Source organism: Mesorhizobium sp. CU3, assembly GCF_006442965.1.
Lineage (GTDB): Bacteria > Pseudomonadota > Alphaproteobacteria > Rhizobiales > Rhizobiaceae > Mesorhizobium.
In genome coordinates this window covers 40,737-62,823 of sequence record NZ_VFWX01000023.1, presented here as the reverse complement: position 1 = coordinate 62,823, position 22,087 = coordinate 40,737, and the positions used below count along the sequence as shown (strand labels likewise).

General features: G+C 65.8%; 22 protein-coding genes. 8 read left to right on the top strand and 14 right to left on the bottom strand.

What is annotated here, in order from left to right; all coding sequences use genetic code 11:
- Positions 1 to 22 precede the first annotated feature (22 nt).
- From FJ988_RS27655 to FJ988_RS27625, 7 genes are all read right to left on the bottom strand, one after another.
- Positions 23 to 478 carry a MaoC family dehydratase gene (locus tag FJ988_RS27655; protein WP_140821984.1) on the bottom strand — a complete coding sequence of 152 codons (456 nt, stop codon included), beginning with the start codon at positions 476 to 478 and terminating at the stop codon, positions 23 to 25.
- Between the two features lie 2 nt (positions 479 to 480).
- Complete coding sequence (locus FJ988_RS27650; protein ID WP_140821982.1) at positions 481 to 1,749, bottom strand: NAD(P)/FAD-dependent oxidoreductase; 1,269 nt, start codon at positions 1,747 to 1,749, stop codon at positions 481 to 483.
- Between the two features lie 9 nt (positions 1,750 to 1,758).
- The gene (locus FJ988_RS27645) at positions 1,759 to 2,985 is read right to left on the bottom strand and encodes an NAD(P)/FAD-dependent oxidoreductase (protein ID WP_140821980.1); all 1,227 of its coding nucleotides are present in this window, start codon (positions 2,983 to 2,985) and stop codon (positions 1,759 to 1,761) included.
- 60 nt (positions 2,986 to 3,045) lie between these two features.
- Positions 3,046 to 3,624 carry an OsmC family protein gene (locus FJ988_RS27640; protein ID WP_140821978.1) on the bottom strand — a complete coding sequence of 193 codons (579 nt, stop codon included), beginning with the start codon at positions 3,622 to 3,624 and terminating at the stop codon, positions 3,046 to 3,048.
- A gap of 182 nt (positions 3,625 to 3,806) precedes the next feature.
- Entirely contained in the window at positions 3,807 to 4,034 is a 228-nt protein-coding gene (locus tag FJ988_RS27635) for a DUF1127 domain-containing protein (RefSeq protein WP_181183692.1), read from the bottom strand.
- A gap of 166 nt (positions 4,035 to 4,200) precedes the next feature.
- Complete coding sequence (locus FJ988_RS27630; protein WP_246688673.1) at positions 4,201 to 4,686, bottom strand: hypothetical protein; 486 nt, start codon at positions 4,684 to 4,686, stop codon at positions 4,201 to 4,203.
- Between the two features lie 64 nt (positions 4,687 to 4,750).
- Positions 4,751 to 5,647: a LysR family transcriptional regulator gene (locus FJ988_RS27625; RefSeq protein ID WP_140821974.1), complete on the bottom strand. Its 897-nt coding sequence runs from the start codon at positions 5,645 to 5,647 to the stop codon at positions 4,751 to 4,753.
- A gap of 129 nt (positions 5,648 to 5,776) precedes the next feature.
- On the opposite strand from FJ988_RS27625, the gene FJ988_RS27620 reads away from it, so the two are divergent.
- The 3 genes from FJ988_RS27620 to FJ988_RS27610 all read left to right on the top strand — a co-directional run bounded on the left by FJ988_RS27620 (position 5,777) and on the right by FJ988_RS27610 (position 8,337).
- Positions 5,777 to 7,192 (top strand): MFS transporter, encoded by a 1,416-nt coding sequence (locus FJ988_RS27620; RefSeq protein ID WP_140821972.1) that lies wholly within the window; start codon positions 5,777 to 5,779, stop codon positions 7,190 to 7,192.
- 518 nt (positions 7,193 to 7,710) lie between these two features.
- Complete coding sequence (locus tag FJ988_RS27615; protein ID WP_140821970.1) at positions 7,711 to 7,905, top strand: hypothetical protein; 195 nt, start codon at positions 7,711 to 7,713, stop codon at positions 7,903 to 7,905.
- Positions 7,906 to 8,034: 129 nt separating this feature from the next.
- Positions 8,035 to 8,337, top strand: a complete 303-nt coding sequence (locus FJ988_RS27610; protein WP_140821968.1) for a hypothetical protein — start codon at positions 8,035 to 8,037, stop codon at positions 8,335 to 8,337.
- A 176-nt stretch (positions 8,338 to 8,513) separates the two neighbouring features.
- Here the strand turns inward: FJ988_RS27610 and FJ988_RS27605 are convergent, their stop codons facing one another.
- Positions 8,514 to 8,990, bottom strand: coding sequence for an MgtC/SapB family protein (locus tag FJ988_RS27605; protein ID WP_140821966.1), 477 nt, complete (start codon positions 8,988 to 8,990; stop codon positions 8,514 to 8,516).
- Between the two features lie 204 nt (positions 8,991 to 9,194).
- Between FJ988_RS27605 and FJ988_RS27600 the strand changes: the two genes are divergently transcribed.
- Positions 9,195 to 11,045, top strand: coding sequence for a diguanylate cyclase (locus FJ988_RS27600; protein WP_181183691.1), 1,851 nt, complete (start codon positions 9,195 to 9,197; stop codon positions 11,043 to 11,045).
- Between the two features lie 19 nt (positions 11,046 to 11,064).
- Here FJ988_RS27600 and FJ988_RS27595 read toward each other — a convergent pair whose 3' ends face one another.
- Genes FJ988_RS27595 through FJ988_RS27585 form a run of 3 tightly spaced genes read right to left on the bottom strand, consistent with a single transcriptional unit; the run spans position 11,065 to position 14,848 of the window.
- Positions 11,065 to 13,359 (bottom strand): xanthine dehydrogenase family protein molybdopterin-binding subunit, encoded by a 2,295-nt coding sequence (locus FJ988_RS27595; protein WP_140821962.1) that lies wholly within the window; start codon positions 13,357 to 13,359, stop codon positions 11,065 to 11,067.
- Positions 13,356 to 14,339 (bottom strand): xanthine dehydrogenase family protein subunit M, encoded by a 984-nt coding sequence (locus FJ988_RS27590; protein WP_140821960.1) that lies wholly within the window; start codon positions 14,337 to 14,339, stop codon positions 13,356 to 13,358. The genes FJ988_RS27595 and FJ988_RS27590 overlap by 4 nt, the downstream gene beginning before the upstream one ends.
- Positions 14,336 to 14,848 (bottom strand): (2Fe-2S)-binding protein, encoded by a 513-nt coding sequence (locus FJ988_RS27585; protein ID WP_246688672.1) that lies wholly within the window; start codon positions 14,846 to 14,848, stop codon positions 14,336 to 14,338. The genes FJ988_RS27590 and FJ988_RS27585 overlap by 4 nt, the downstream gene beginning before the upstream one ends.
- Before the next feature lie 559 nt (positions 14,849 to 15,407).
- Between FJ988_RS27585 and FJ988_RS27575 the strand changes: the two genes are divergently transcribed.
- Positions 15,408 to 16,010, top strand: a complete 603-nt coding sequence (locus FJ988_RS27575; RefSeq protein ID WP_140822097.1) for a TetR/AcrR family transcriptional regulator — start codon at positions 15,408 to 15,410, stop codon at positions 16,008 to 16,010.
- A 6-nt stretch (positions 16,011 to 16,016) separates the two neighbouring features.
- Here the strand turns inward: FJ988_RS27575 and FJ988_RS27570 are convergent, their stop codons facing one another.
- Both FJ988_RS27570 and FJ988_RS27565 read right to left on the bottom strand, forming a co-directional pair.
- On the bottom strand, positions 16,017 to 16,730 hold the full coding sequence (locus FJ988_RS27570; RefSeq protein WP_140821957.1) for a dihydrofolate reductase family protein: 714 nt from the start codon (positions 16,728 to 16,730) through the stop codon (positions 16,017 to 16,019).
- Between the two features lie 30 nt (positions 16,731 to 16,760).
- Positions 16,761 to 17,399, bottom strand: a complete 639-nt coding sequence (locus FJ988_RS27565; RefSeq protein WP_140821955.1) for an NADPH-dependent F420 reductase — start codon at positions 17,397 to 17,399, stop codon at positions 16,761 to 16,763.
- A 120-nt stretch (positions 17,400 to 17,519) separates the two neighbouring features.
- Here FJ988_RS27565 and FJ988_RS27560 point away from each other — a divergent pair, with 120 nt between their 5' ends.
- The gene (locus FJ988_RS27560; protein ID WP_140821953.1) at positions 17,520 to 18,350 is read left to right on the top strand and encodes an aldo/keto reductase; all 831 of its coding nucleotides are present in this window, start codon (positions 17,520 to 17,522) and stop codon (positions 18,348 to 18,350) included.
- A gap of 6 nt (positions 18,351 to 18,356) precedes the next feature.
- Here the strand turns inward: FJ988_RS27560 and FJ988_RS27555 are convergent, their stop codons facing one another.
- Positions 18,357 to 20,468: an alpha/beta fold hydrolase gene (locus FJ988_RS27555; protein WP_140821951.1), complete on the bottom strand. Its 2,112-nt coding sequence runs from the start codon at positions 20,466 to 20,468 to the stop codon at positions 18,357 to 18,359.
- Between the two features lie 172 nt (positions 20,469 to 20,640).
- Between FJ988_RS27555 and FJ988_RS27550 the strand changes: the two genes are divergently transcribed.
- Entirely contained in the window at positions 20,641 to 20,916 is a 276-nt protein-coding gene (locus tag FJ988_RS27550) for a hypothetical protein (RefSeq protein WP_140821949.1), read from the top strand.
- Positions 20,917 to 20,944: 28 nt separating this feature from the next.
- The gene (locus tag FJ988_RS27545) at positions 20,945 to 21,949 is read left to right on the top strand and encodes a LacI family DNA-binding transcriptional regulator (RefSeq protein ID WP_140822095.1); all 1,005 of its coding nucleotides are present in this window, start codon (positions 20,945 to 20,947) and stop codon (positions 21,947 to 21,949) included.
- Positions 21,950 to 22,087: the final 138 nt, after the last annotated feature.

Sequence of the window (22,087 nt, the reverse complement as noted above, 5' to 3'; positions counted from 1 at the left end):
TATCCTGGCCTGTTTATGAGACTCACCCCTTGGCCAGCGGCACGGTGAACACCGTGGCGGTCCCGGTCAGGCAGATTTCGCCGGCCTCGTTGCGCACCGATGTCTCCAACTTGGTGATCGGCTTATCGGCGCGCACGTCGATCACCTCGACGCGGCCGGTGATCAGTTCGCCGATGCCGACCGCCTTGACGAATTTCCACGACACTTCGAGGAACACCGAGCCGGGGCCGGGCAGGTCCTCGGCCACCACCGCGTTGAGTATGCCGGACGTGACGCCGCCTTGAACGATGAGCTTGCCGAACACCGAGGCCTCGGCGGCCGTCTTGTCGAAATGCAGCGGATTACGATCGCCGGTCATCTCCGCGAAAGCTTCGATGTCCCAGGTTTGCGTGCGCCGCGAACGCTCGGCGAACGCACCGACCTGCGGCCGCCCCTTGGCGACGCCCGTCCAGCCGTCCTTCATCATATGCGCGGTCATGGTCATGCTCCTATTCGATTGCGATGGATGTTCGGCCGGGTTGCGGCCAGCGGCTCGTCTTGGTTCGCCGGCGCCCGGTGGGCGGACGTCCGGCGCGCGGCGCGCGGTGTCTCCCTTTCGGCGAGCCTCTGCACCTCACTCTTCACCACCGCGCTGAAGCGGCGATGCCTCTCGCCGATGTCGTTCAGCGTCCAGTCGAAGCCCGCGACTGCGTCGGTGGTGTCGAGGATCTGGTTGGCGACGAGGTCGCGCTCGCGCTGATAGGCCTCGAATGCCGCTCCCCTGCCATCGAGGACCGCCAGCGCCAGACTCTCGGCGTCGCGCAGCGCATCGGAAATGCCGTGCGCGGTAAGCGGGTCGCGGAAGAAGCCGGCGTCGCCGACCAGAGCCCAGCCCGGGCCGTGCGCCTGGCGGATGTAGCCCGGCACGCCGCGAAAGGCCTGCAGGCGGGCATCAGAAGGCGCCTGGCTCGCCTGCTCGGCTAGCGCCGGCGAAAGCGCTTCCAGCACCTCTATGCGGGCGCCGGCGTGTCCAACCCGAAAATGCAGGTCGAACAGGCTCGTCGGCACCGAAGCGACAATGCAAGCCTGGCCGTCATTGGTCGGGATGAGCGAGCCGGCCAGCCCGTCGCGGAAATACCAGTGATAGCCGGCGCCGGGCTCGATGGGCGCGTAGCCATAGACATGCGCGGCCGAAACGCTGCCGTGCCGCAGCACCTGCGCGTCGCAGCATTTCGCCACCAGCGAACCGATACCGTCCGCGCCGATGACGATATCGGCGCTGACCCGGAGCGCGGCGCGGCCGGCTGAGCGGATATCGACGCCGCGCACGCGGCCGCGTGTATCGGCGATCAGGTCGCCGACCACCATCTCGTGCAGGATTTCGGCGCCTGCCTTGCGCGCCGCATCGACGAGAATGCGGTCGAGCACGGTACGCCGCGGCGCGATCAGCCCCGGGAGGTCCGAGCCGGCGGCGAGCGGGATGACGATCTCCTCGTCGCCATAGTGGAAGGTGGTCGTCTCGATCAGCGGCGTGCCGGCCTCGAGCAGCGGCTTCAGCAGGCCCCAGCGCGCAAGCTGCAGCACGGCCGGCCGCATCAGCGCGTGTGTCGACAGCGTGTCGGAGCCATAGGGCTTGCGGTCGATGGCAAGCACGTTCAGCCCGGCGCGGGCGAGCAGCATCGCGGTCGCGGCGCCGGCGCAGCGCGCGCCGACGATGACCGCATCATAGTGGCTGCGTTTGGGGATCGGGGGGAGGGAGGTCGTTGGCATTGTTTGTCCTCAGGCCGCCTTGCGGCCGTTGCAGTCGAGATAGTGGGAGACTTCGGTGGCGATTGCCTCGGCGTCTGCGCCGACACCGCCGATGAAATTGGAATCGCGCTTGCGCAGGAAGCGGAAGCCCAGCGCATAAAGCCCGGGCACGCTGGTGACGCCGCCCTGATGCGCGATCTCGCCGTCGGCGCCGAGCGCGAGCGGTTCCAGCCAGCCGAAAGAGCGCGCATAGCCGGTTGCCCAGATAATGGTGCGGATCGATCCGTCGCTCAGCGACAGCCGTTCCGCGCTGGCCGCCGGCATCGCGACAGGCTCGGGCCGGTATGGTGTCGGCGATCCCGTGAAAAGGTCGATCTGGTCGAGCAGGCGCGCCTGCTTTGCGTCCGCCGCCGCTATGTGCTGGCCGAGGCCGCCGGCGAAGCTGATCTCGCGGTCGCCGACGCCACGCACCCGCCCGGCCAGTTGCACGCCGAGCGCCTGCAGCGTGGCGAGATCGACATTGGCGCCGTCCGGCCGGCCGGCGAGCTGCAGCGAAGGCTGGCGCCGGGCGGCTTCCGGATTGGCCAAATCTTCCGGGCGCTGCGCCATCAGGCCCATTGCGGACAGCCAGAAGAAGATATCCTGGCCGCGCCATGTCCTTGGTAGGCGCGTGTGCTTGCCGACCGAAAGCACGACGCGCCGCCCGGCGCGGGCAAGCTCGTCGGCGATCTGCACGCCGGAGGACGATGCGCCGACGACCAGCACGCCGCCGCCCGGCAGCTCGCCAGGCGAGCGGTATTGAGAGGCGTGGATGCTGACCGGTCCACGGACGGTTTCGGGCGCAAACGGGATGAGCGGCTGGTCGCAATGTCCGGTCGCAACGACGACCGCGCGCGCCGACCAGTCGCCGGCGCTGGTGCGCAAGGCAAAGCCGTCGCCGGTCCGCTTGGCAGTGATCACCTCGACATTGGTCTCGACAGGCGCTTGCCATTGCCAGGCGTAGCGCTCCAGGCTTTCCACGAACATCCCTTTGCTCATGAAGCCGTCGGGGTCGCCGCCCTTATAGGGCGAGCCGGGCAGCGCATTCAGCCAATTGGGCGTCAGCAGCCTGAGTGACCGCCAGCTCTGCGAGCGCCAGCGTTCGCCGATGCGGCCGCGCTCCAGCACGACATGCTCGATGCCGGCCCGGCCGAGGCAATGGCTGAGCGCAAGGCCGGCCTGGCCCGCGCCGACGATGACGACGTCAGCCCGTTTCATGGTTCTCATCCGTTTGGGAGGGCGGTCCGGATCGGCTCCGGACCACCTGCTGGGTTCAGATCATTGGATGGTCTTGATGCCGACCTTGACCGGCACACCCTTGGTCAGCACGTCGAACACGGCCGAACGGGCTCGGGCCTGTTCGACCAACTGGGTGAGCTTCTCGGCCGGCGCATCGCCCTCGACCTCGAAGTTGACCTGGATGTCCTGGAAGCCGTTGCGCACCTCGTCGGAAATGCCGAGGATGCCGCGCAGGTCGATGTCGCCGTCGACCGAGCACTTTACCTTGGTCAGCTTGATGCCGCGCGCGGCGGCGATGTTGGCGACGCCGGCCATCAGGCAGCTCGCCAGCCCGTGCAGCAGCCATTCCACCGGCGTCGGCGCATTGTCGGCGCCGCACAGGATGGTCGGATGGTCGCTGTCGGCGTAATGCGGCTTCTCGTGCTTCTGCTCCTGGCCAGCGCCGAAGAAGCCATGCATGACGCTCTTGCTGTGCGTGCCCTCGATCCATTCGTTGTGGGCGCGGAACTGGAACTTCGCCAGTTCCGGCTGGCCGGCGACGAAGTTGATGGTTGCGAGCAGGTTCGGCGTGTCGACGCCGTTGAGCGGAAGCCTTGCAGGTTTGGTGTTGGGTTGCATTTGACTACTCCAAAAGGTGGTTTGCGGCTTGGTTGCCGGACGGCCTTTCCTTGGCCGATGAACGTTTGAACGAGAGTGGGTGCGAGCGTGGAATTTCGATCCGCCGCCATGGAAACAGCGTTGGATCGGGATCGGGCAGGCCACCACGAGAACCCCGGCAATGCCGGAGGCTCTCGATCGGCTCAGGCGTCCTTGCCGGACAGCGTGAAGCGGACGGGGGTGTAATGCTCGATCTGCGAGCGGCCGATGCCGATGTCCTTCAACTGATGATCCGGCATGGCATGCAACGCGGCGCGATCGCTGCGCATCCGCATGGCGTGAAAGACCACGCGCAAGGCGCGGCCGGCAAAGCCGAGCAGGTTGAAGCCGTCGCGGCCTGTTTCGTGGGCAATATGGTCCAAGGTCGTCATTGTCGTCTCCATCTTTGTTGCGGCGCGATCATTCGCGTCGTCGATGGGAGGACAATGAGGGAAGGGCGAGGAAACGAGCGTTGGACGCCGCGTCGAAAGCAGCGTGGAATTAACAGGTGTTGGTCATTTCCACGCCGGGCGCACAACGTCCCGAAGAGAACGGCTCTTAATCCGCTTCGCCGGCCGAGCCCTTGCCGCATTCGGCCAGCACCTTGCCGATCGCGGCGCCGGAGCCCTTCAGCGGAAAGCTTGCCGCGCCGTATTTGTCCGCCGACACCGTCACGTCGCCCTTGCCGCGCAACAGCGCTAGCAGCGGGTCTGATGGGCCGGAAAGCTCGGTGGTGAAGTAGTTGTACATTGCCTCGAGCTCGAGCTTCTTCGTCAGGCTCTTGTCGCCGGCCTTGAAGGTGAAAGAGCCGCTGATGCCGGGCTCCAACTGCTGGCCGGCGGCGCCGAGATCATAGCTCAGCACAGGTTTGTCGAAGCAGGCCAGTATCAGATGTGCATCGCCCTTCGGTCCGCCGCAGACGGAAGCCATCATCACGCTGCCGCCCTCGTCTTCCTCCATCTTGGCGCTCCAGCTGCACGCGGCGGCCTCGGCCTGCTGGACCGCAAGCAGCGCCAGGATGAGTGTTGCCAGTGCGCGTTTCATGATGATCCCCCAGGTTCGGAACGAGCATGATCGTACAGGGATAGGCGAAGCTGCGCGAGTGCCCTCAAACAGGCGTGCCGCATACCTCGCGCACCACACCACGCAGCCAGCGATGCGCCGGGTCGGCATCGAGGCGTGGGTGCCATAACAGCGAGATTGTCAGCTCCGCGAGCTTCACCGGCAGTGCGAAGGTGAACATCCCTGCGCGCAGTGTCTGCGTGTAGCGCTCCGGCACGGTGGCGATGAGATCGGAGCCGCGCGCCAAGGCAAGCGCCTCGGCAAAGCCGCCGACCACGGTCGCGATCTCGCGTGTCAGGCCGGCTACCTCCAGCGCCGCGTCGACCGGCCCGCGATCGAGCCCGCGGCGCGAGACAAGGATATGCCGCCCGGCGGCAAAGCGGGCGGTGGTGAGCCTGCCTTCGCTGAGCGTGTGCCCGGCTCGTACGACGCCGACGAACCGGTCGCGGAACAGCGCCTGCGCGCGCACCTCCGGCCCGATCGAGCCTCCGACCACGCCGGTTTCGAGATCGACCGCGCCCTCGCGCATCGGGCCGCTCTCCTTGTCGGGCTTCGGCACGAAGCGCAGTTGCACGCCTGGCGCTTCCCGGGCGACGCGGGCAATCAGCGCCGGGCCGAAATTTTCCACAAAACCGTCGCTGTTGCGCATGGTGAAGGAGCGGCTGAGCGTCTTGAGGTCGAGCCGCGCGACCGGCCGCAGCATCGTTTCCGCCTGTTTCACCAACTGGCCGACCTCGGCGGCGAGTTCGATGGCGCGCGGCGTCGGCGCCAGGCCGCGCCCGGCGCGCACCAGCAGCGGGTCGCCGGTCGCCTCGCGCAGCCTGGCCAGCGCCCGGCTCATCGCCGAGGGGCTGAGCCGCAGTCTGCGCGCCGCCCTGGCGACGCTGCCTTCCGCAAGCAGCACATCCAGCGTCACCAAGAGGTTGAGATCGGGTCGCGACATGGCACGACCATAACACGGATCGGGCAATTTGGCATGGCGTTTCATGCACTGATCAAGTGCAAACGCTGCGCATTCCGCCTTATGTCGTGCGCGCTTATCTTTCCGGCAAGTCGCAACCGGAGAAGAACCATGGCCGAGATCGCCCTGATGCCAACAGCGCCTGCAAGCCGCTCGACAGCCGGCGCATTGGCCAGCCTGTCGCTTGCCATGCTGCTCTCCTCGCTAAGCACCAGCATTGCCAATGTCGCGCTGCCGACACTGAGCACTGCCTTCAACGCGTCCTTCCCCGAAGTGCAATGGGTGGTGCTGGCCTATCTCTTGGCCATCACCGCGCTGATCGTCAGCGTCGGACGCCTGGGCGACCTCGTCGGCCGTCGGCCATTGCTCGTCGCGGGTCTCGCGCTGTTCAGCGCCGCGTCGCTGGCCGCGGCCCTGGCGCCGGCGCTCGCGCTGCTGATCGCCGCGCGCGCCTTGCAAGGCCTGGGTGCCGCGGTGATGATGGCGCTGACCATCGCCTTCGTTGGCGAGACGGTGCCGAAAGCGCGCACCGGCAGCGCCATGGGCCTGCTCGGCACCATGTCGGCCATCGGCACGGCGCTCGGGCCTTCGCTTGGCGGCGTGCTGATCGGCGCCGTCGGCTGGCGCTCGATCTTCCTCGTCAATGCTGGGCTCGGCGTCGCCGCCATGCTTGCCGCTTGGAGTTTCCTGCCAGCGGGTGCCCACAAGGTGGCCGATGAAAAGACCCGCTTCGACATCGTCGGCACGCTGCTGCTCGCCGCAACGCTCGCCGCCTATGCGCTGGCCATGACCACGGGCCGCGGCCATTTCGACGGGCTGAACGGGGCGCTGCTTGCCCTGGCCGCGCTGGGCGCCGTGCTGTTCGTCGTCGCCGAGGCGAAGGTGGCCTCGCCCCTGGTGAAACTCGCGCTGCTGCGCGACGGGGTGCTCGGCGCCAGCCTTGCCATGAACGTGTTGGTGTCGACGGTCATGATGGCCACGCTTGTGGTCGGCCCGTTCTTCCTGTCGCGTGCACTCGGTCTGAGCGAGGCGATGACCGGCGCGGTGCTCTCCATCGGCCCGGTCGTCTCTGCACTCTGCGGCGTGATTGCTGGCCGCGTCGTCGACCGGCTCGGCGCCTCCGCCATGGTGCTTGCCGGACTGGCGCTGCTGGTCGCCGGCTGCATTGCGCTTGCCATGCTGCCTGAATTGTTCGGCGTTGCCGGCTACGCGGCGGCGATCATGCTTCTGACGCCCGGCTACCAGCTCTTCCAGGCGGCGAACAACACCTCGGTCATGGCCGATATCGGCCAAAGCGAGCGCGGCGTCGTCTCAGGCATGCTCAGCCTGTCGCGCAATCTCGGCCTCGTCACCGGCACGGCGGTGATGGGCGCGCTGTTCGCCTTTGCCGCACGCACCAAGGAGATGGCTTATGCGGCGCCGGAATCCGTCGCGCATGGCATGACGTTTACCTTTGCGGTGGCGGCTGGGTTGACGGCGGTGGCGGCCGCTATTGCGACGGTTGGTATTTGGCGAAAGCGGCAATGATTGCCAATCTACAATGGCAGGTCGGCAGCTTGGGCGACGGTGTCGAAGACCATGCTTCCGCGATCGCGTAAATTTCGCCGCTGTCCGCAAGATCTATCTTCGTTTTGTGGGCGGTGCCCATTCCGCCTTCGGCCGGTGCCTCAGCTACCCCAACGAACCCCCACCCACTGCGGCACCGGCCGCCCAATCAGGCAAGCGGTTCATCGGCAGGCTAGCCGAGCAGCAAGCCGGCAACCAGAACTGTCACGAGCATCGAAACCGGCACGGCTAGAAGCCAGCGCGCTTCGAGAACACTGTTGCGGTGGTGATCCATTTCGAATTTCTCCAGCGGGTATCGCGTTGCGATCTCAATTCGCCAAACGGCGATCGGCAGCCTTCGTTCCGCCCCTCAGGCGACGGTCTGAAAGGCTGATCGGACTGAAGTCGTACGGGACGAGGGAGAGGGCCGAACGCCGCAACCTAAGCCGAGGTTTCGCATTGGCAAAAGCGTAGTTTTTTCGTGAGCCAGGAGCGCCGACATGAGCCTTGAAAGATCTCTCGACGATCAGGACGAGGAACCGTACGACACCGCCTTCTTCGCCAGGAAGTACGGCCTGTCGCAACGCCTCGCCAAGACGATCATAGAGGCCAACGGCCAGGGGCGACGCGCCTGCGATGCCGCGGCCACCACCTATCTCCGATACATAGCGCTGCGGCGTCCGCGAGGCAGCTGATGCGCTCGACCGGCCAATCCCGCTCGCGAGGATCCGCTCCGACGCAATGTCGAAATGGATCGGAACAAAAACGTCGGGCGGCAATTTATTCCGGCGAAGGGATCTTTCCAAAAAGATAGGAATAGTACAATGAAAACAGTGCTTTTCGCTGCATTGGTGCTTTGCGTTGCCGCACCGACAATCGCTTCCGCGACCGAGGCGCAGATCGTCATCGGCACCCATCACCGGCACCATCATCATCACCGATCCGCCGTGATCATCAATGACGAGGGTCACCGCCTCCATCATCGCCACCACGGCACGGTCGCCTTCTATGATCACGGCCGCCGCCACTGGCATCGCCATCATCGCCCGGATAGCGTGACCGTCACCGGCTCCATTCAGCATCGGCATCACCGTCCGGTCGTGGTCGAGGGCGGCACCGGCTACTGATGATGAACCGGTCCGGCTCGGGCGCTACCAGTCACGAGCCGGACCGTTCTAGTGCTTGCCGCCGGTATTCGAAATCCGCTCTGTCCATTAGGCCAATCTGCAGCGCCAATCCTCACTTGCCTGATTTGAGATCGAGCCAAGCGTGCTACGGGCTTCGGAACTTCGGCCTTGAGCGATTATTTGTCCTTCGAGGGGACTTGCACCAACTGCAGCAGCCCGAGCACGATGAGAGCGAGCACGGTGCCTAGAATTGCGATTTGCCAAAAGCCGAGCCCGACCGCCAGGCCGACGGCGCCGGCAAGCCACATCCCTGCGCCGGTAGTAAGCCCCTGAACTTCGCCCTTGGAAAAGAAGATTATCCCCGCCGCCAGGAACGCGACACCGGCAGTCGTGGCCTCGATCAAGCGGATCGGATCGATCGCGATTTCTTGACCGTCAAAGATATGGAGGTGGGTGATCTCGATGGCCAGAATGGCAATCAGAGCCGTCGCCACGCAAATAAGGATGTGCGTTCTAAGCCCGGCCGGTCTGTTACGCCATTCGCGCTCCAGGCCAACCAGTGACCCCAAGATCGCCGCCAATAACAGTCTGGCGGATATCACCGAAAACGGCAGCAATGTCTGCTGTCCGAAACGTTCAACGAGCTCATCCATGAGCGCCAGAACGCAGTTCCAGCCGCCGGGTTCCCAGCAATACGGATTAGACGGGTTTCTGAGACGTCGGCCTCTCGCTTCCCTCGTTTGCCATTCTGCAACCATAAGCCAACCGCAGGTGGCCCTTTAACCCACAAACAACTTTTCTGGTGCTTTTAGTGGCCTTGATCGGAGGTCCTCATCGGCGCCATGTGGCAGCATCTGATGGCAAATCTCGCTGCGGTGGCGCTGTTCGTCTCCGGCTGGAACTATGTGCAACCCTGGCTGGAAGGGCGTTCGCAACGGGTTCGGCTGCTCCTTTTCGGCTGCATCATGGGCTGGGGCGCGCTGGCCTCGATGCTTTTGACCGTCGAGATCGAGCCCGGCGTTCTGGTGGATCTGAGAACCTCGCTGGTCGCGACGGCCGGCCTGTTCGCCGGCCTGCCAGGCGCTCTGGTGGCCGCGGCCTTCCCGCTCGGATATCGCATGGCGATAGGCGGACAGGGCTTGGTCGGCGGTGTGATGGGCATAACGATTGCGGTCTTCGCCGGCGTCGCCGCCCATCGGCTCATCGGCCGTGGGTCGCCGCTGGTTGTCCAGGTGCTGCTGTTCGCGGTCGGCGTCGGCCTGTCGCTTCTTTTGCCGCTGGCGGTGCTGCCGCATCCGGCCGTCTCCGATATCCGCCTCATCCTGCCGCTCATTGTGCTGAACATCGTGGCGACCGCCGTGGCGGGGCTGGTCGTGCTGCATACCCAGCTTCTTGCCAAGGAGCGCGACCTGCTGCGCGCGGCGCTCGCGCAGGCGCCGGACTTCTATTACGTCAAGAACACGCGCAGCCAGTTCGTCGCCGTCAACAGGGCGGTCGCCACCTATAACGGCTACGATCACCCGGTCCAGATGACCGGCAAGACCGATTTCGACCTGACCGACCAGGCCCGTGCCCGCATCCTGTTCGGGGTCGAGCAGCGGATGCTGAAATCGGGCGAGGCGCTGAGCGATTTCGAAGAGCAGGTGACCGACGGGCAAGGCAGCATACGCTGGTTTGCCAGCTCGAAGACGCCCTTGCACGATGTCGACGGCAACATCATCGGCCTCGTCGGTGTCACGCGCGACATCACCGCCCAAAAGCAACTCGAGCAGGCCCTGCTGGAGGCCAAGAACCAGCTCTCCTTCGCGCTGTCGGAAATGTCGGACGGGCTTGCCATGTTCGACGGCGAGGGCACGCTGGTGTTCTGCAACGAACGCTACCGCGACTTCTTCCCGCTGACGGGCGACCTGCGCACGCCCGGCACCAGGCTGAGGGACATACTGGAGGCGGTGACGGTGACCGGCGAGCAGGTCGGCATTCCCAAGGGCCAGGAAAAGAAATGGATCGACAGCGTGCTCGCCACGCTGCACGTGACCGGCGAGCAGCAGATCAAGCTCTTCGACGGCCGCTGGCTGATGCTGCGCACCCGGCCGACGCAGGCCGGCCTAGCTCTGGTGGTCGTGTCCGACATCACCCAGATCAAAAGCACCGAGGGCGAGCTCACCACGCTCTCCAACCAGTTGGCGGAGCTTGCCAACACCGATCCGCTGCTCGGCGTCGGCAACCGCCGCGCCTTCGATCAGGCGCTGGCCAAGGTAGCGGATACCGACCGGGAAGTGGCGCTGCTCCTGATCGATGTCGATTCCTTCAAGGCCTATAACGATCATTACGGGCATCTGGCCGGGGACGAATGCTTGCGCCGAATCGCCGACTGCCTGCGCCAGCGCACGCGCACCGCCGATTTCGTGGCGCGCTATGGCGGGGAGGAATTCGCAATCATCCTGCCGGACACGACGGCCGCCGGCGCGGTGCGCGTCGCCGACAATCTGCGCGCTGCGGTGCGCGAACAGGCGCTGGTGCACGAGAGCAGCGAGCGCAAGCTCGTCACCATCAGCATCGGCGTCGCGACCAGCGGCCCAGGCGCCCGCCGCATCCCGACCGAACTGATCCTGCGCGCCGACGAAGCGCTTTACGCCGCCAAGGCCGCCGGCCGCGACGCGACAAAGCTGGCGCCGGGCACGGACGGCGCTGGGTTGCGGATTGCGTGAGGCCGATCGGGCGCCGGCACTAAATCAACTTCTCCAGCGTGATCGGAAGATCCCGCACCCTTTTCCCCGTCGCGTGGAACACCGCGTTGGCAATCGCCGGCGCGATGCCGACGATGGCGAGTTCCCCGACGCCCTTGCCGCCGAGCGCCGAGGAGTGTGGATCGGGAATGCCCACCGAGATGGTCTGGATATCCGGGATGTCGGCATTGGTCGGCAGCATGTAATCGGCGAAATTGCCGTTGACGATGCGGCCGTGGCGGCGGTCGACGATGCCTTCCTCGAGCAGCGCCTGGCCGATGCCCATGATGATGCCGCCTTTCCACTGGCTCTCCGCCAGTTTCGGGTTGTAGAGCCGGCCTGAATCCAGCGCCGACACCACGCGCGACACGCGCACCGTGCCGAAGTCTTCGTCCACCCTGACCTCGACGAAATGCGCGCACCAGGAATGGCGCGAATAATTGCCTTCGGTGTGCGGGATCGACATGGCGATGGTGGTGTAGTTCTTGTAGCGCTCCTCCGGCGTCGTGCTCGCCGGCATGGTGTCGCCCTTCGCCTCGATCTTCTCGCGACCGATGGCGCTCATCAGCTCGGCGATCGACAGGTCCGGTCCGTCGCCGCGCGGCGATGCGATGCGGCCGTCCTTCACCGACAGCGTGTTCGCCTGGACCTTCTGGAAGGGCGAGCGTGGGTCGGACAGCGCGAGCCCGATCAACTCGTCCAGCGCCTGTCCGGCCGCCTTGTAGACGGCGCCGGTCATGACCCCGGCAAGCCGCGAGCCGCCGGTGACGCCGGCGCGGGCAAAATGCGAGTCGCCGAGCTTCACCGACACCTGCTCGACGGGCACGCCGAGCGTCTCTGCGGCGGTCTGCGCCAGGATGGTGTAGGTGCCCTGGCCCATGTCGATGGAGGAGCTTTCGACCTCGACCGAACCGTCGGCCATGATCTTCACCACCGCCTCGCCATGCGCGCGCCGCACCGGATAGGTGCCGGCCGCCATGCCCCAGCCGATCAACTGGCGACCGTCGCGCATCGAGCGCGGCGCAGGCGAGCGCTTCGCCCAGCCGAAGGCTTCGGCGCCGACGGCGAAGGCTTCTCGCAATTGCCTGGTCGACCAAGGCTTTTTCACCTGCGGGTCCTCCTCGGCATAGTTGATTAGCCGCATCTCCAGCGGATCCAGCCCGAGCTCATAGGCAAGCTCGTCGATGGCGCTTTCGATGCCGAAGGCTGAAGGATTCTCGCCCGGAGCGCGCTTGGCGCCAGGCACGACCGTGTTGACCCGCACGACATTCTGCTTCGAGGAGAAATTCGGCGTCGCGTACATGATCGAGGTGACGGATCCGAGCGGCTCGACCCACATGCCGTCGACCGCCGTCTCGTTGACGCCGCGATGCACGATCGACTGGATCTTGCCGTCCTTGTCGGCACCGATCGCCACCGTCTGTCGCGTCGCGGCGCGGCCGCCATAGGAGGTGAAATTCTGCGGGCGATTGAGCACCAGCTTCACCGGCCGGTTGAGCATCTTCGCAGCCGCGGCGGCCACCGCGCTGTGGGCGAGCGCCAGCGCTTTTGAGCCGAAACCGCCGCCGATATAGGGCGAGACTAGTCGCACATTCTCGAAGGGGATGGCGAACCATTCGGCATAGGTACGCGCCATGCCGTCGAGCCATTGGCTGGGCTCCCAGATGGTGAGCTCGTCGCCCTGCCAGCGTGCGATCAGCCCATGCGGCTCCATCGCCGCCTGGAATTCGCGCGGCGTGTTGTAGGCCGCGCAGATGCGCACGGGCGCCGCGGCAAAGGCGCCTTGAGCGTCGCCCCATTCCTTGGTCATCATGTCGATCGGGATCCCGTCGCCGGCCTTGCCGTCGCTGAGATCGACGATCGCCGGCGTCTCGTCATAGGTCACCTTGACCAGTCCCGCCGCCGCGACCGCCTGCTCGAAGGTCTCGGCCACCACGGCCGCGATATGCTGGCCGGAATAGGTGACCTCGCGGGCGAGGGGGCCGTAGGTCGGCTTTGCCGGCGGGTTGCCCAGCCAGTCGGACGCGCCTTTCAGCTCCATGATCGTGTCCGGCGTCAGCACGGCAAGCACGCCCGGCGCCGTCTCGGCCGCGCGGCTGTCGATGGCTGCCACCTTGCCGGCGGCAATCGTCGCGCCGACCAGCACCGCATGCGTCAGCCCGTCGAGCTGCTGTTCGAAGGCGTAGCGGGCAGCACCGGTGATCTTGGCCGGGCCGTCGACGCGCGACAGCCTTCCGCCAACGGCTTCCAGCCGCGCGCTGTCGGAGCCGGCGTGTTTCATGTCATGAGCGGTCATGCCGTCTCTCCCAATTTGAGGATGGCGCGCGCGGCCACGCGCGGCGCCAGCGCGATTTTGTAGTGATTGGCGCCGTGGTCGACGGCGCCTTGCATGGCAAGTTCGCAGGCCTCGCGCACGATGTGTTCGTCGAGCGCCTTGCCTCTGAGCGTGTCCTCGACAGCGCGCGCCCGCCACGGTCTGGTTGCGACGCCGCCGAGCGCGACGCGGATGTCGCGGATGGTGCGGCCGTCGGCTTCCAGCTCCAGCCCGACGGCGGCACTTGCCGCCGCGAATTCATAGGACTGGCGGTCGCGCACCTTGATGTAGGTCGAGCGCCGCGCCGCGGCCGAGCCCGGGATCTCAATTGCCGTGATCACTTCGCCGGGGCGGATGTCGTGCTCGCGCTCGGCGGTGGCGCCGGGCGCCAGGAAGAAATCCTCGACCTTGAGCTTGCGCTCGCCGAGATGCACCTCGGCGTCGAAGGCGACGAGCGCTATGGCCAGGTCGCCCGGATAGGTGGCGATGCAGGCCTCGCTCACGCCAAGCACCGCATGGCCGCGCGTCACACCACCGATCGCCGAGCAACCGCTGCCCGGCGCACGCTTGTTGCAGGCAGGGAAGTTCTGCGGATCGCGAAAGTAGGGGCAGCGCGTGCGTTGCATCAGATTGCCGCCGATGGTCGCCATGTTGCGCAACTGCGCCGAGGCGGCCTGCCAGAGCGCTTCCGAGACAGCCGGGAAGCGGCTCTTCACCTCTACGTTGTCGGCGACATGGCTCATCTTGGCCAAGGCGCCGATCACCGCGCGCTCAGGCGTGATGTCGATGGTGTTGAGCCCGTCGATATGGCTGATGTCGATGACGGTGGAGGGTTCAGCGACGCCGCATTTGGCGAGATCGACCAGCGTCGTGCCGCCGGCAAGCAGCATGGCGCCGGGCAGGGCCGATGCATTGCGCGCGGCCTCGATCGTGTCGGCGCGAAGGTAGGAAAAATCTCTCATGGACGCAGCTCCTTTGCGGCCTGGCGGACGGCGGCGACGATGTGCGGATAGGCGCCGCAGCGGCAGAGATTCCCGGCCATATATTCGCGGATCTCCTCGTCGGAGCCGGCATGGCCCTCGCGGATACAGGCCACCGCCGACATGATCTGCCCGGGCGTGCAATAGCCGCACTGGAAGGCATCCTGCTCGAGGAAAGCGGCCTGCACGGCGTGCAGCGTGCCGTCCTCGTCGGCCAGCCCCTCGATGGTGGTGATTTCGCGGTCTTCGACTTGCGCCGCCAGCGTCAAGCAGGCGAGCACGCGCTCGCCGTCGACGTGCACGGTGCAGGCGCCGCACTGGCCATGGTCGCAGCCTTTCTTGGTGCCGGTGAGCGCCAGCCGCTCGCGCAGCGCATCGAGCAGCGTCACACGCGGCTCGATGTCGAGCGCGTGGTCGCGGCCGTTGATGGTGAGATGGATGGAAAGGGTGGTGGGACTGATGGTGACTTGGTCGTGCATTATGTCGGTCATGGCGGCGTCGGGCTCCGATTGCTGGACGCTTAAGCGGATGGAAATGGGGCTTGGTAGGTGAGGGGCAAGGGTAGCGGCTGGAGGAGAGCGCGGGCGGCGAAGCTGCTAATCTCCCAGCTTGTAGGGGAGATGCCCGGCAGGGCAGAGGGGGGCGCTGTCCTGCCAACCTTCGCGGTCGTCATCCTCGGGCTTGACCCGAGGATCCATGCCGTGACGTTTGCCGAGGATCGCAGCGGGCCAGAATTCCGCACCGTAGCCGCGCTCGCAGGGTATGGCATGGATCCTAGGGTCTGCGCCGCGTCGCTTCGCTCCTTGCTTCGCCCTAGGATGACGAAGTCAAAAGCGGGTTCGCCAACCACAGACGCCGCAAAAGGCCCCGCGCTCCAGCGCCCAAGGCAAGCTTCTCGTCCTTCAACACGTGACATACCGCTTCCCCTGGTTATATGATAAAAGCACTCCACTAAAGCGGAGGTGCCTCCGTTTATTTAACTGGGGTCTGGCCAGCCATGGTTCAACCCCCCATATTGCGTTGGTGGAGAAAAAAGTGCCCGAGCCTGAAATGACCGTTGAAGCGACGCGAGATGCGCCAGCGCAAAAGCCGTTGCGCGCCGACGCTCAGCGCAACCGCGACAGGCTGGTCGAGGTGGCGGCGCAGGCCTTCGCAACTGACGGCGTCGACGCCTCGCTGGAAGAGATCGCCAAGCGGGCAGGGGTCGGCATCGGCACGCTCTACCGGCATTTTCCGACACGCGAGCATCTGGTCGAAATCGTCTACCGTCGCGAGGTGGAAGGGCTCTGCCACGCCGCCGAGGAACTCGCGCGAGACCATCCCGCGGATGTCGCGCTGGAGCTCTGGATGCAGCGCTTCGTCGACTACATTGCCACCAAGCGCGGCCTTGCCACCAGCCTTCGTCTGCTGCTTACCACCAACTCGACGCTGTTCTCCGACACCTCCGGCCGCGTCTCTGGCGCAATGCGAGGTTTAATCGAAGCCGCCGCCGCCACAGGAAAAATCCGCGCCGATGTCGACGCGTCCGATGTCATGCATGCGCTGGGCGGCATCTACTCGGCGCCGAACACGCCGGACTGGCGCGCGCGGTCCGGGCGGCTGGTAAAGCTGTTGATGGATGGGCTGCGGTTCGGGGCAAAGAAGGCCGGCTAGCCTCGCCTACGCCGCCGCTTCCAGCTTGTACCGCAGCCACACCACGCCGCCTTCCAGCGTCTCCGTGCCGAAATGCCGGAGCGCCTTGCCGGCAGCCGGGTGGTCGTCGACGGCGCCCAGGAATTCGAAAATGCTCGGCACGCCCGCCAGCCCGTCGATGCCGGGATAGACGAGCAGGCTGATCTCGTCGATCAGCCCGGCCTTCAAGAAGGTGCCGTTGGTGATACCGCCGCCTTCGAGCAGGATGGTCTCGATGCCGAAGGCGTCGCCCAACACATCCATCGCCTCGCGCAGGTCGGTGCCGTCTTCACCCGCGAAGAGGTACGAAACGCCATCGGCGCGTAGCTCGGCCAGATAGGCATCGGAGACCTGTTGGCCGACAATCGCGATGATGTGGTCGCCGCCGGCATTGTCCTGGCTGTAGTGCAGCCGGCCATGCGGGTCGATTGCAACGGCGACGGCGCGGCCCCGGCGGTCGGCGACATGTGTCGCACGCAGAGTGTCTGAGGTGCCTGTCGCGGTTCGCGCGATTCCCTTGGCGAATTCCTGCATGGATTTGCGGCCGACCATCCAGCCATCGGCGTCGAGCCGCGCCGCCACCGCCTCATAGTGCCGATGCTGCCAGCCGCGCGCTATGCCGGCCGCGGGCGGCGTCCATCGATCGGGCAGCAGGCGCCCGTCGATCGAGCTCACCATGTGGCAGATGATTTTGGGACGCATGCGGACTCCGTGTAGCCGTTCTGAAAGAGGTCAAAAACGTTGGAAGCGATAGGCGAGTTCCGGCCCGTCCTCGCCGTTGTAAGCGAGCTGGGCGATCAGCATGGTGAACGGCTCGGCATAGCGCGCGATGCGCAAGGGGCCGGCGTCGACCGGATCGAAGCCGACATCCCGGATCAGCTCCGCCGTGATGCTCTTGGCGCGCGCATCGTCGCCGCAATAGACGAGGCTAGGCCGCTGGCTCCTGTCCTTGCTTTCGAAGACGTCGAAAAACACTTCGCTCGGCACCGTGCCGAAAGCCGAGACGATATGCGCCCGCGGCAGGCGCTTGGCCAATTCCTCGGCGGCCGAAGTCGTGCGGCCGATGACAAGCTCGGTATTTTGGGCATTCATCGGCAGCGAGCAGTTGATCACCACCTTGCCGGCCAGGTCGCCGGCCTGCGCGAAAATGTCGTCGAGACGCGACCAGTGCACGCCGAGCAGCACGGCGTCCGCATCGCTGGCGGCCTCGCCCGGCGTGCCGGCCTTGGCATTCGTCCCGGCGTCCCGCGCCAGTTGCTCCAGCGTCTCGCGATGGCGCGAATAGCTGAAGGTCACCTGATGGCCTGCCCGGGCAAAAATGGTGCCCAGCTTGCCGCCCATCAGTCCCGAACCCAGAATGCCGATCCGCATGGTGCGATCCTCCTTCTCTATCGGCCTGCACGGGCCGCCCTTTCCCCCGTCATCCTCTCGCATTATCCGCCATGCAGCCTACATAGACGGCTCCACCACCTCCCGCATAAGGAATTCTCCATGCCCGACCAACTCAAACTGAACGACGGCGCCACCATCCCGCAGATCGGACTCGGCGTGTGGCAGGTCGATCCGGGCATCACCGCGAAAGTCGTGCGCTGGGGCATCGAGGCCGGCTACCGTCTCATCGACACCGCCGAAGGTTACCGCAACGAGGAAGGCGTGGGCGAGGCGATCCGCTCCGCCGGCGTGCCGCGGAGCGAGCTGTTCATTACCTCCAAGCTGCGCAACGGCGCGCATCAGCGCGATGCCGCGCTTCGCGCCTTCGACGACACGATGAAGAAGCTCGGCATCGAGCAGATCGATCTCTTCCTCATCCACTGGCCGGTACCCAGCCAGGACAAATATGTCGAAGCCTGGAAGACGCTGGTCGAACTGCAGAAGGGCGGCCGCATCAAGTCGGTCGGGGTGTCGAACTTCAACCAAGACCATCTGGAGCGCATCATTGGCGAGACCGGCGTGGCGCCGGTGGTCAACCAGATTGAATTGCACCCGCGCTTCCAGCAGCGCGACAGCAGAGACTTCCACAAGAAGCACAACATCCACATCGAAAGCTGGAGCCCGCTGGGCAGCGGCCGGCTGCTCGCCGACCCGACGCTGGAGAAAATCGCCAAGAAGCATGGCAAGTCGGTGGCGCAGGTGATCATCCGCTGGCATTTGCAGGAAGGGCTGGTCGTTATCCCGAAATCGGTCAACCAGGACCGCATCGCCGGCAATTTCGACGTGTTCGGCTTCGAGCTGGACGCCGACGATATGGCGACGATCCGGGGGATGGACTCATCGAGCGGCCGCACGGGTCCGGACCCGGCCACGGCGGCGTTCTTGTTCTGAGACCGGTCAGCGCGACTCGTCCGCCACGGCAAGGAATTGGAGCACGCCGGGCAGTCCGCTTGCCTTCATCGCGCCGCGTTCCTCGAATGCCAGGCCGGAGCCGACGACAAGATCCCGCACGGTTTGCGAAACGATGATTTCGCCCGACCGAGCATGGTCAAGCAGCCGCGCGGCGACCTCGATGGCGATGCCGGAGAGATCGTCGCCGCGCGGCTCGCATTCGCCGATGTGAATGGCTGCGCGAGATGCAAGGCCCAGCCGTCTCAGGCGCGTGCCGATCGCGATAGCGCACTGTACGGAGCGTGTCGGTCGCTGAAAGACGGCGGCCAGCTTACCGCCTGTACGTCTGATCGCCCTGCCGCCGGCAAGCAGCAATTCCTCGTCGATGGCAACGTCCACCTGCTCGAACCCATCTACAACGGACATCACGCCGTCGACGGCGAGTGACAGGACCGAAACCAGCACGCGCTCACCGGGCGCCGTCGGCAGCGCGCCGGTGACGAAGGACCTGATCTCGTCGACCAGACGGTCGCAGTCCTCGCCCCAGATCACGTGATCCCTGCCGGCAAGCTCGACATATCTGGCGCCCTCGATATGCGCCGCCAGATAGCGTCCTTCCTCGGGTCGCACCCAGCGATCGCCACTGCGCTGGATGACCAGCGTCGGGACATGGATGGCCGGCAGGATGTCGCGAACGTCGATTTCGGTGCCCCAGCGCCAGAGCGCGATGGCATCGGCGGGCGAGGCCGAATTCCTCAGATATGCCCCGAACCACTCCCGTTCGACCATGTTGTCGATCAGGCTGGGCGCCGCGTTGGTCATCTCGGCCGGCTGCCCCCATTGCCTTTCGACAGCGGCAACGTCCTCGTTGACCTCTTCGGGCGTTCTCGCCCACGGATAGTCTTTCGACCAGCCGCCCTTGGCATAGGTGCCGGTCAGCACGAGCGCGGCCGTACGCTCGGGATAGGTGGCGGCGAACAGCATGCACATCGGACCGCCCTCGGAGCCGCCGAACAGCACGGTGCGATCGGAACCTGCCGTGTCCAGCACGGCGCGCACGTCCTCCATGCGCTGTTCCAGCGTCGACAGGCCGACATTGCGATCGGATAGCCCCGTGCCGCGCTTGTCGATGCGGATCAAGCGCGAAAAACTGCCCAACCGCTTCATCACATGCGCCAGCCGCGGCGAGCCCCAGGCAAGATCGAGATTGGAAACCCAGCCCGGCACATAGAGCAGGTCGACGGGCCCGTCGCCGGTCACCTGATAGGCGATGTTGACGCCGGCCGATTTGACATAGCGGGTCGTCGGCGCCGGCTCGCCATCAAAAGCCACGTCCGCGGCAGCCGTAGCCTCCGACGATCCGGAGGTCGAGGACCGGACAGTCGGTACGCCACGGCGCGCCCGCAATTCCTCATAGAGCGCCCGCGTTTCCGGTTCAGGCATAAGCCGCAATTCGCGCTGCAGCGCGTTACGGCAGAACTCGTACTGCTTCAACGCCAGGCTGATGCGGCCTTGCGTGGCATAGCTTCGCATCATGGCACGGTGGGCGTCTTCTCGCAGCGGCTCCATTGCCAGCAGCCGCATGGCCGCCTTGATGCAGGCAGCCGGTTCGTCCGACCTGGCGTAATGCGCGACAAGCCTGTCCAGCGCCGCGATGGCCATCATCCGCAGCCGCTCGCGCTCGATCCGCAGCCAATCCTCGAAAGGTTCTTCCTTGAGCGCAAAGCCGTCGAGCAGGTCGCCGCGGTAAGCGACGAGCGCCTGTTCGAGCTCCTCAGGCTCCTCGCTGGCGGCCAGCGCCTCGAACCGAGCGACGTCGAAATCGAAATCGTCGAGATGGAGCACGATGCCGGCGCCCTCGGTCACGAACCGCCCGCCGCCGCAAGCCTGCACCGCCTTCCTGACCGAGGACACCGCCTGCCTGAGGCTCATGCGGGCCTGCGCCTCGCCGTTGATGCCCCACAACAATCCGGCGAGCTTTTCGCGCGACTGGGAATGGCCGGCCTGCAGCGCAAGGTAGGCCATCATGGCGCGCGCCTTGCGGCTGAATGCCGGCGCGGCGCCGCCGGCTCCGGCAAAGTCGAAACCGCCCAACAAATGAAGATGAGGCCCGGTCATCGGACATCGCCTCGGCCATTGGCATGGCGCAATTCTTTCGCGTGGATGCCTGTATTTCAACCGCGATCTCCGCGGTGCGGTCTTTTTCACGATTTAATCACGCTGATCCCACGCGTTTCTGCCTGCCCATCGAGCAAATTGTTCGCAGAAGGACCGATTTCAGGAGGACGCCGTGCAGCACCCAACCGAATGGCCGATCTGGCACGATGACGGCCGGCACGATCGACAAGGGCAGGGCGCGGTGACGCCAGGGCGCCACGACATTGCGCTGGCCGCCTATCTGGAAAGGCAGGAAGCGTGGCGGGCCTCGACGGTCGGTGGGCCTCTGTTCGACGCCATGGTTCGTGCCGGTCGGTCGGCGTTCGGACAATTGCGACGGGGCATCTGCTGGGCGGGACGGACTGTCGGTCCCGCAGGCGACGTTGAGGGCCTTGGCGAGAAGGGCTAGGCTCCCGCCAACCCTAGGAGCCCCACCCATTCCAAAACCCACCTTCCTCGAAATAGCCCGCCGCGCCGGCGTCGGCACCGCCACCGTCGAGCGCGTCTTGAACGGCAGGGGCGGGGTGCGGCCGGCGACGGTGGAGAAGGTGGTGGCGGCGGCGCGGTCGCTGGATTACCCGCGCCGGCTTCCCGAAGCGCATCGCGGCGTCATCCGCATCGAGGTGATCATGATGCGGCCGGACGCGACCTTTTTCGCGCGGCTGTCGCGCGCCTTCGAGCGCATCGCCGCGTCGCTCGACCGGGCGATTGCCGTTCACCGCACCTTCCTCGACGAAGCCAACCCGGCCGAGATCGCCAGGCGCATCCTCGAGCCGGAGCATCGCCGCGCGGCCCTTATCCTCACCGCGCCCGATCATCCGCTGGTCAGCACTGCCCTGCGCAAGCTGGAGGCGCAAAGGATTCCGACGGTGCAAATTGTTACCCGGATCTCGGGCACGGCCGGCGCCTATGTCGGCATCGACAATTACGCCGCCGGCCGCATGGCCGGGCTTTTGATGGCGCGCATGCAGAAGCGCCCGGGCAAGGTGGTGGCGATCTCGCACAGCCAGATCTATCAGGGTCATCGCGACCGCGTGCGCGGCTTCTTCGATTACCTGATCGATGAGGGGCACGACTTCGAGCCGGTCGCCGCCCTGTTCGGTTTCGACGACGGCGACCGCAACGCCGAGCAATTGCATGAGGCGCTGAAGCGTTGGCCCGATCTTGCCGGCCTCTACAATGCCGGCGGCGCCAACAGCGCGCTGAACGAGGTGCTGCGCAAGCATCCGCGTGGTCGCGAGATATTCTTCGTCGGCCACGAGCTTACCGAGCGCAGCGCGCGCGCGTTGCGCGACGGCACCATGGACGTCGTGCTCGACCAGGCGCCGGAAGCGCAGGCGCGCCGCGCCATCGACCTGGTGCTCTCGGCGCTCAACCTGCACGATGTGCCGGTCGAAAACCCGCCGATCCGCTTCGTCACCTTCACCGCCGAGAACCTTTGATCTGATTTGATCAAGGAAGAGCGAGCTATCGGCGCCTTCATGGTGCTAGCTCGCGGTGACCGGGAGACGATCGGAATTCTCCCCCTCATCCGGCCGCCGCGCGGCACCAGCGCGGGCGGCTTCTTCTCCCAGACGAGG

Bases quoted from the DNA above. Each gene is read 5' to 3' on its own strand.
- FJ988_RS27590 (WP_140821960.1), bottom strand. From the start codon at position 14,339: ATGAGAGATTTTTCCTACCTTCGCGCCGACACGATCGAGGCCGCGCGC.
- FJ988_RS27595 (WP_140821962.1), bottom strand. From the start codon at position 13,359: ATGACCGCTCATGACATGAAACACGCCGGCTCCGACAGCGCGCGGCTG.
- FJ988_RS27630 (WP_246688673.1), bottom strand. From the start codon at position 4,686: ATGAAACGCGCACTGGCAACACTCATCCTGGCGCTGCTTGCGGTCCAG.
- FJ988_RS27645 (WP_140821980.1), bottom strand. From the start codon at position 2,985: ATGAAACGGGCTGACGTCGTCATCGTCGGCGCGGGCCAGGCCGGCCTT.
- FJ988_RS27560 (WP_140821953.1), top strand. From the start codon at position 17,520: ATGCCCGACCAACTCAAACTGAACGACGGCGCCACCATCCCGCAGATC.
- FJ988_RS27650 (WP_140821982.1), bottom strand. From the start codon at position 1,749: ATGCCAACGACCTCCCTCCCCCCGATCCCCAAACGCAGCCACTATGAT.
- FJ988_RS27615 (WP_140821970.1), top strand. From the start codon at position 7,711: ATGAGCCTTGAAAGATCTCTCGACGATCAGGACGAGGAACCGTACGAC.
- FJ988_RS27635 (WP_181183692.1), bottom strand. From the start codon at position 4,034: ATGACGACCTTGGACCATATTGCCCACGAAACAGGCCGCGACGGCTTC.
- FJ988_RS27585 (WP_246688672.1), bottom strand. From the start codon at position 14,848: ATGACCGACATAATGCACGACCAAGTCACCATCAGTCCCACCACCCTT.
- FJ988_RS27655 (WP_140821984.1), bottom strand. From the start codon at position 478: ATGACCGCGCATATGATGAAGGACGGCTGGACGGGCGTCGCCAAGGGG.
- FJ988_RS27640 (WP_140821978.1), bottom strand. From the start codon at position 3,624: ATGCAACCCAACACCAAACCTGCAAGGCTTCCGCTCAACGGCGTCGAC.
- FJ988_RS27610 (WP_140821968.1), top strand. From the start codon at position 8,035: ATGAAAACAGTGCTTTTCGCTGCATTGGTGCTTTGCGTTGCCGCACCG.
- FJ988_RS27625 (WP_140821974.1), bottom strand. From the start codon at position 5,647: ATGTCGCGACCCGATCTCAACCTCTTGGTGACGCTGGATGTGCTGCTT.
- FJ988_RS27620 (WP_140821972.1), top strand. From the start codon at position 5,777: ATGGCCGAGATCGCCCTGATGCCAACAGCGCCTGCAAGCCGCTCGACA.
- FJ988_RS27570 (WP_140821957.1), bottom strand. From the start codon at position 16,730: ATGCGTCCCAAAATCATCTGCCACATGGTGAGCTCGATCGACGGGCGC.
- FJ988_RS27575 (WP_140822097.1), top strand. From the start codon at position 15,408: ATGACCGTTGAAGCGACGCGAGATGCGCCAGCGCAAAAGCCGTTGCGC.
- FJ988_RS27565 (WP_140821955.1), bottom strand. From the start codon at position 17,399: ATGCGGATCGGCATTCTGGGTTCGGGACTGATGGGCGGCAAGCTGGGC.
- FJ988_RS27600 (WP_181183691.1), top strand. From the start codon at position 9,195: ATGGCAAATCTCGCTGCGGTGGCGCTGTTCGTCTCCGGCTGGAACTAT.
- FJ988_RS27555 (WP_140821951.1), bottom strand. From the start codon at position 20,468: ATGACCGGGCCTCATCTTCATTTGTTGGGCGGTTTCGACTTTGCCGGA.
- FJ988_RS27605 (WP_140821966.1), bottom strand. From the start codon at position 8,990: ATGGATGAGCTCGTTGAACGTTTCGGACAGCAGACATTGCTGCCGTTT.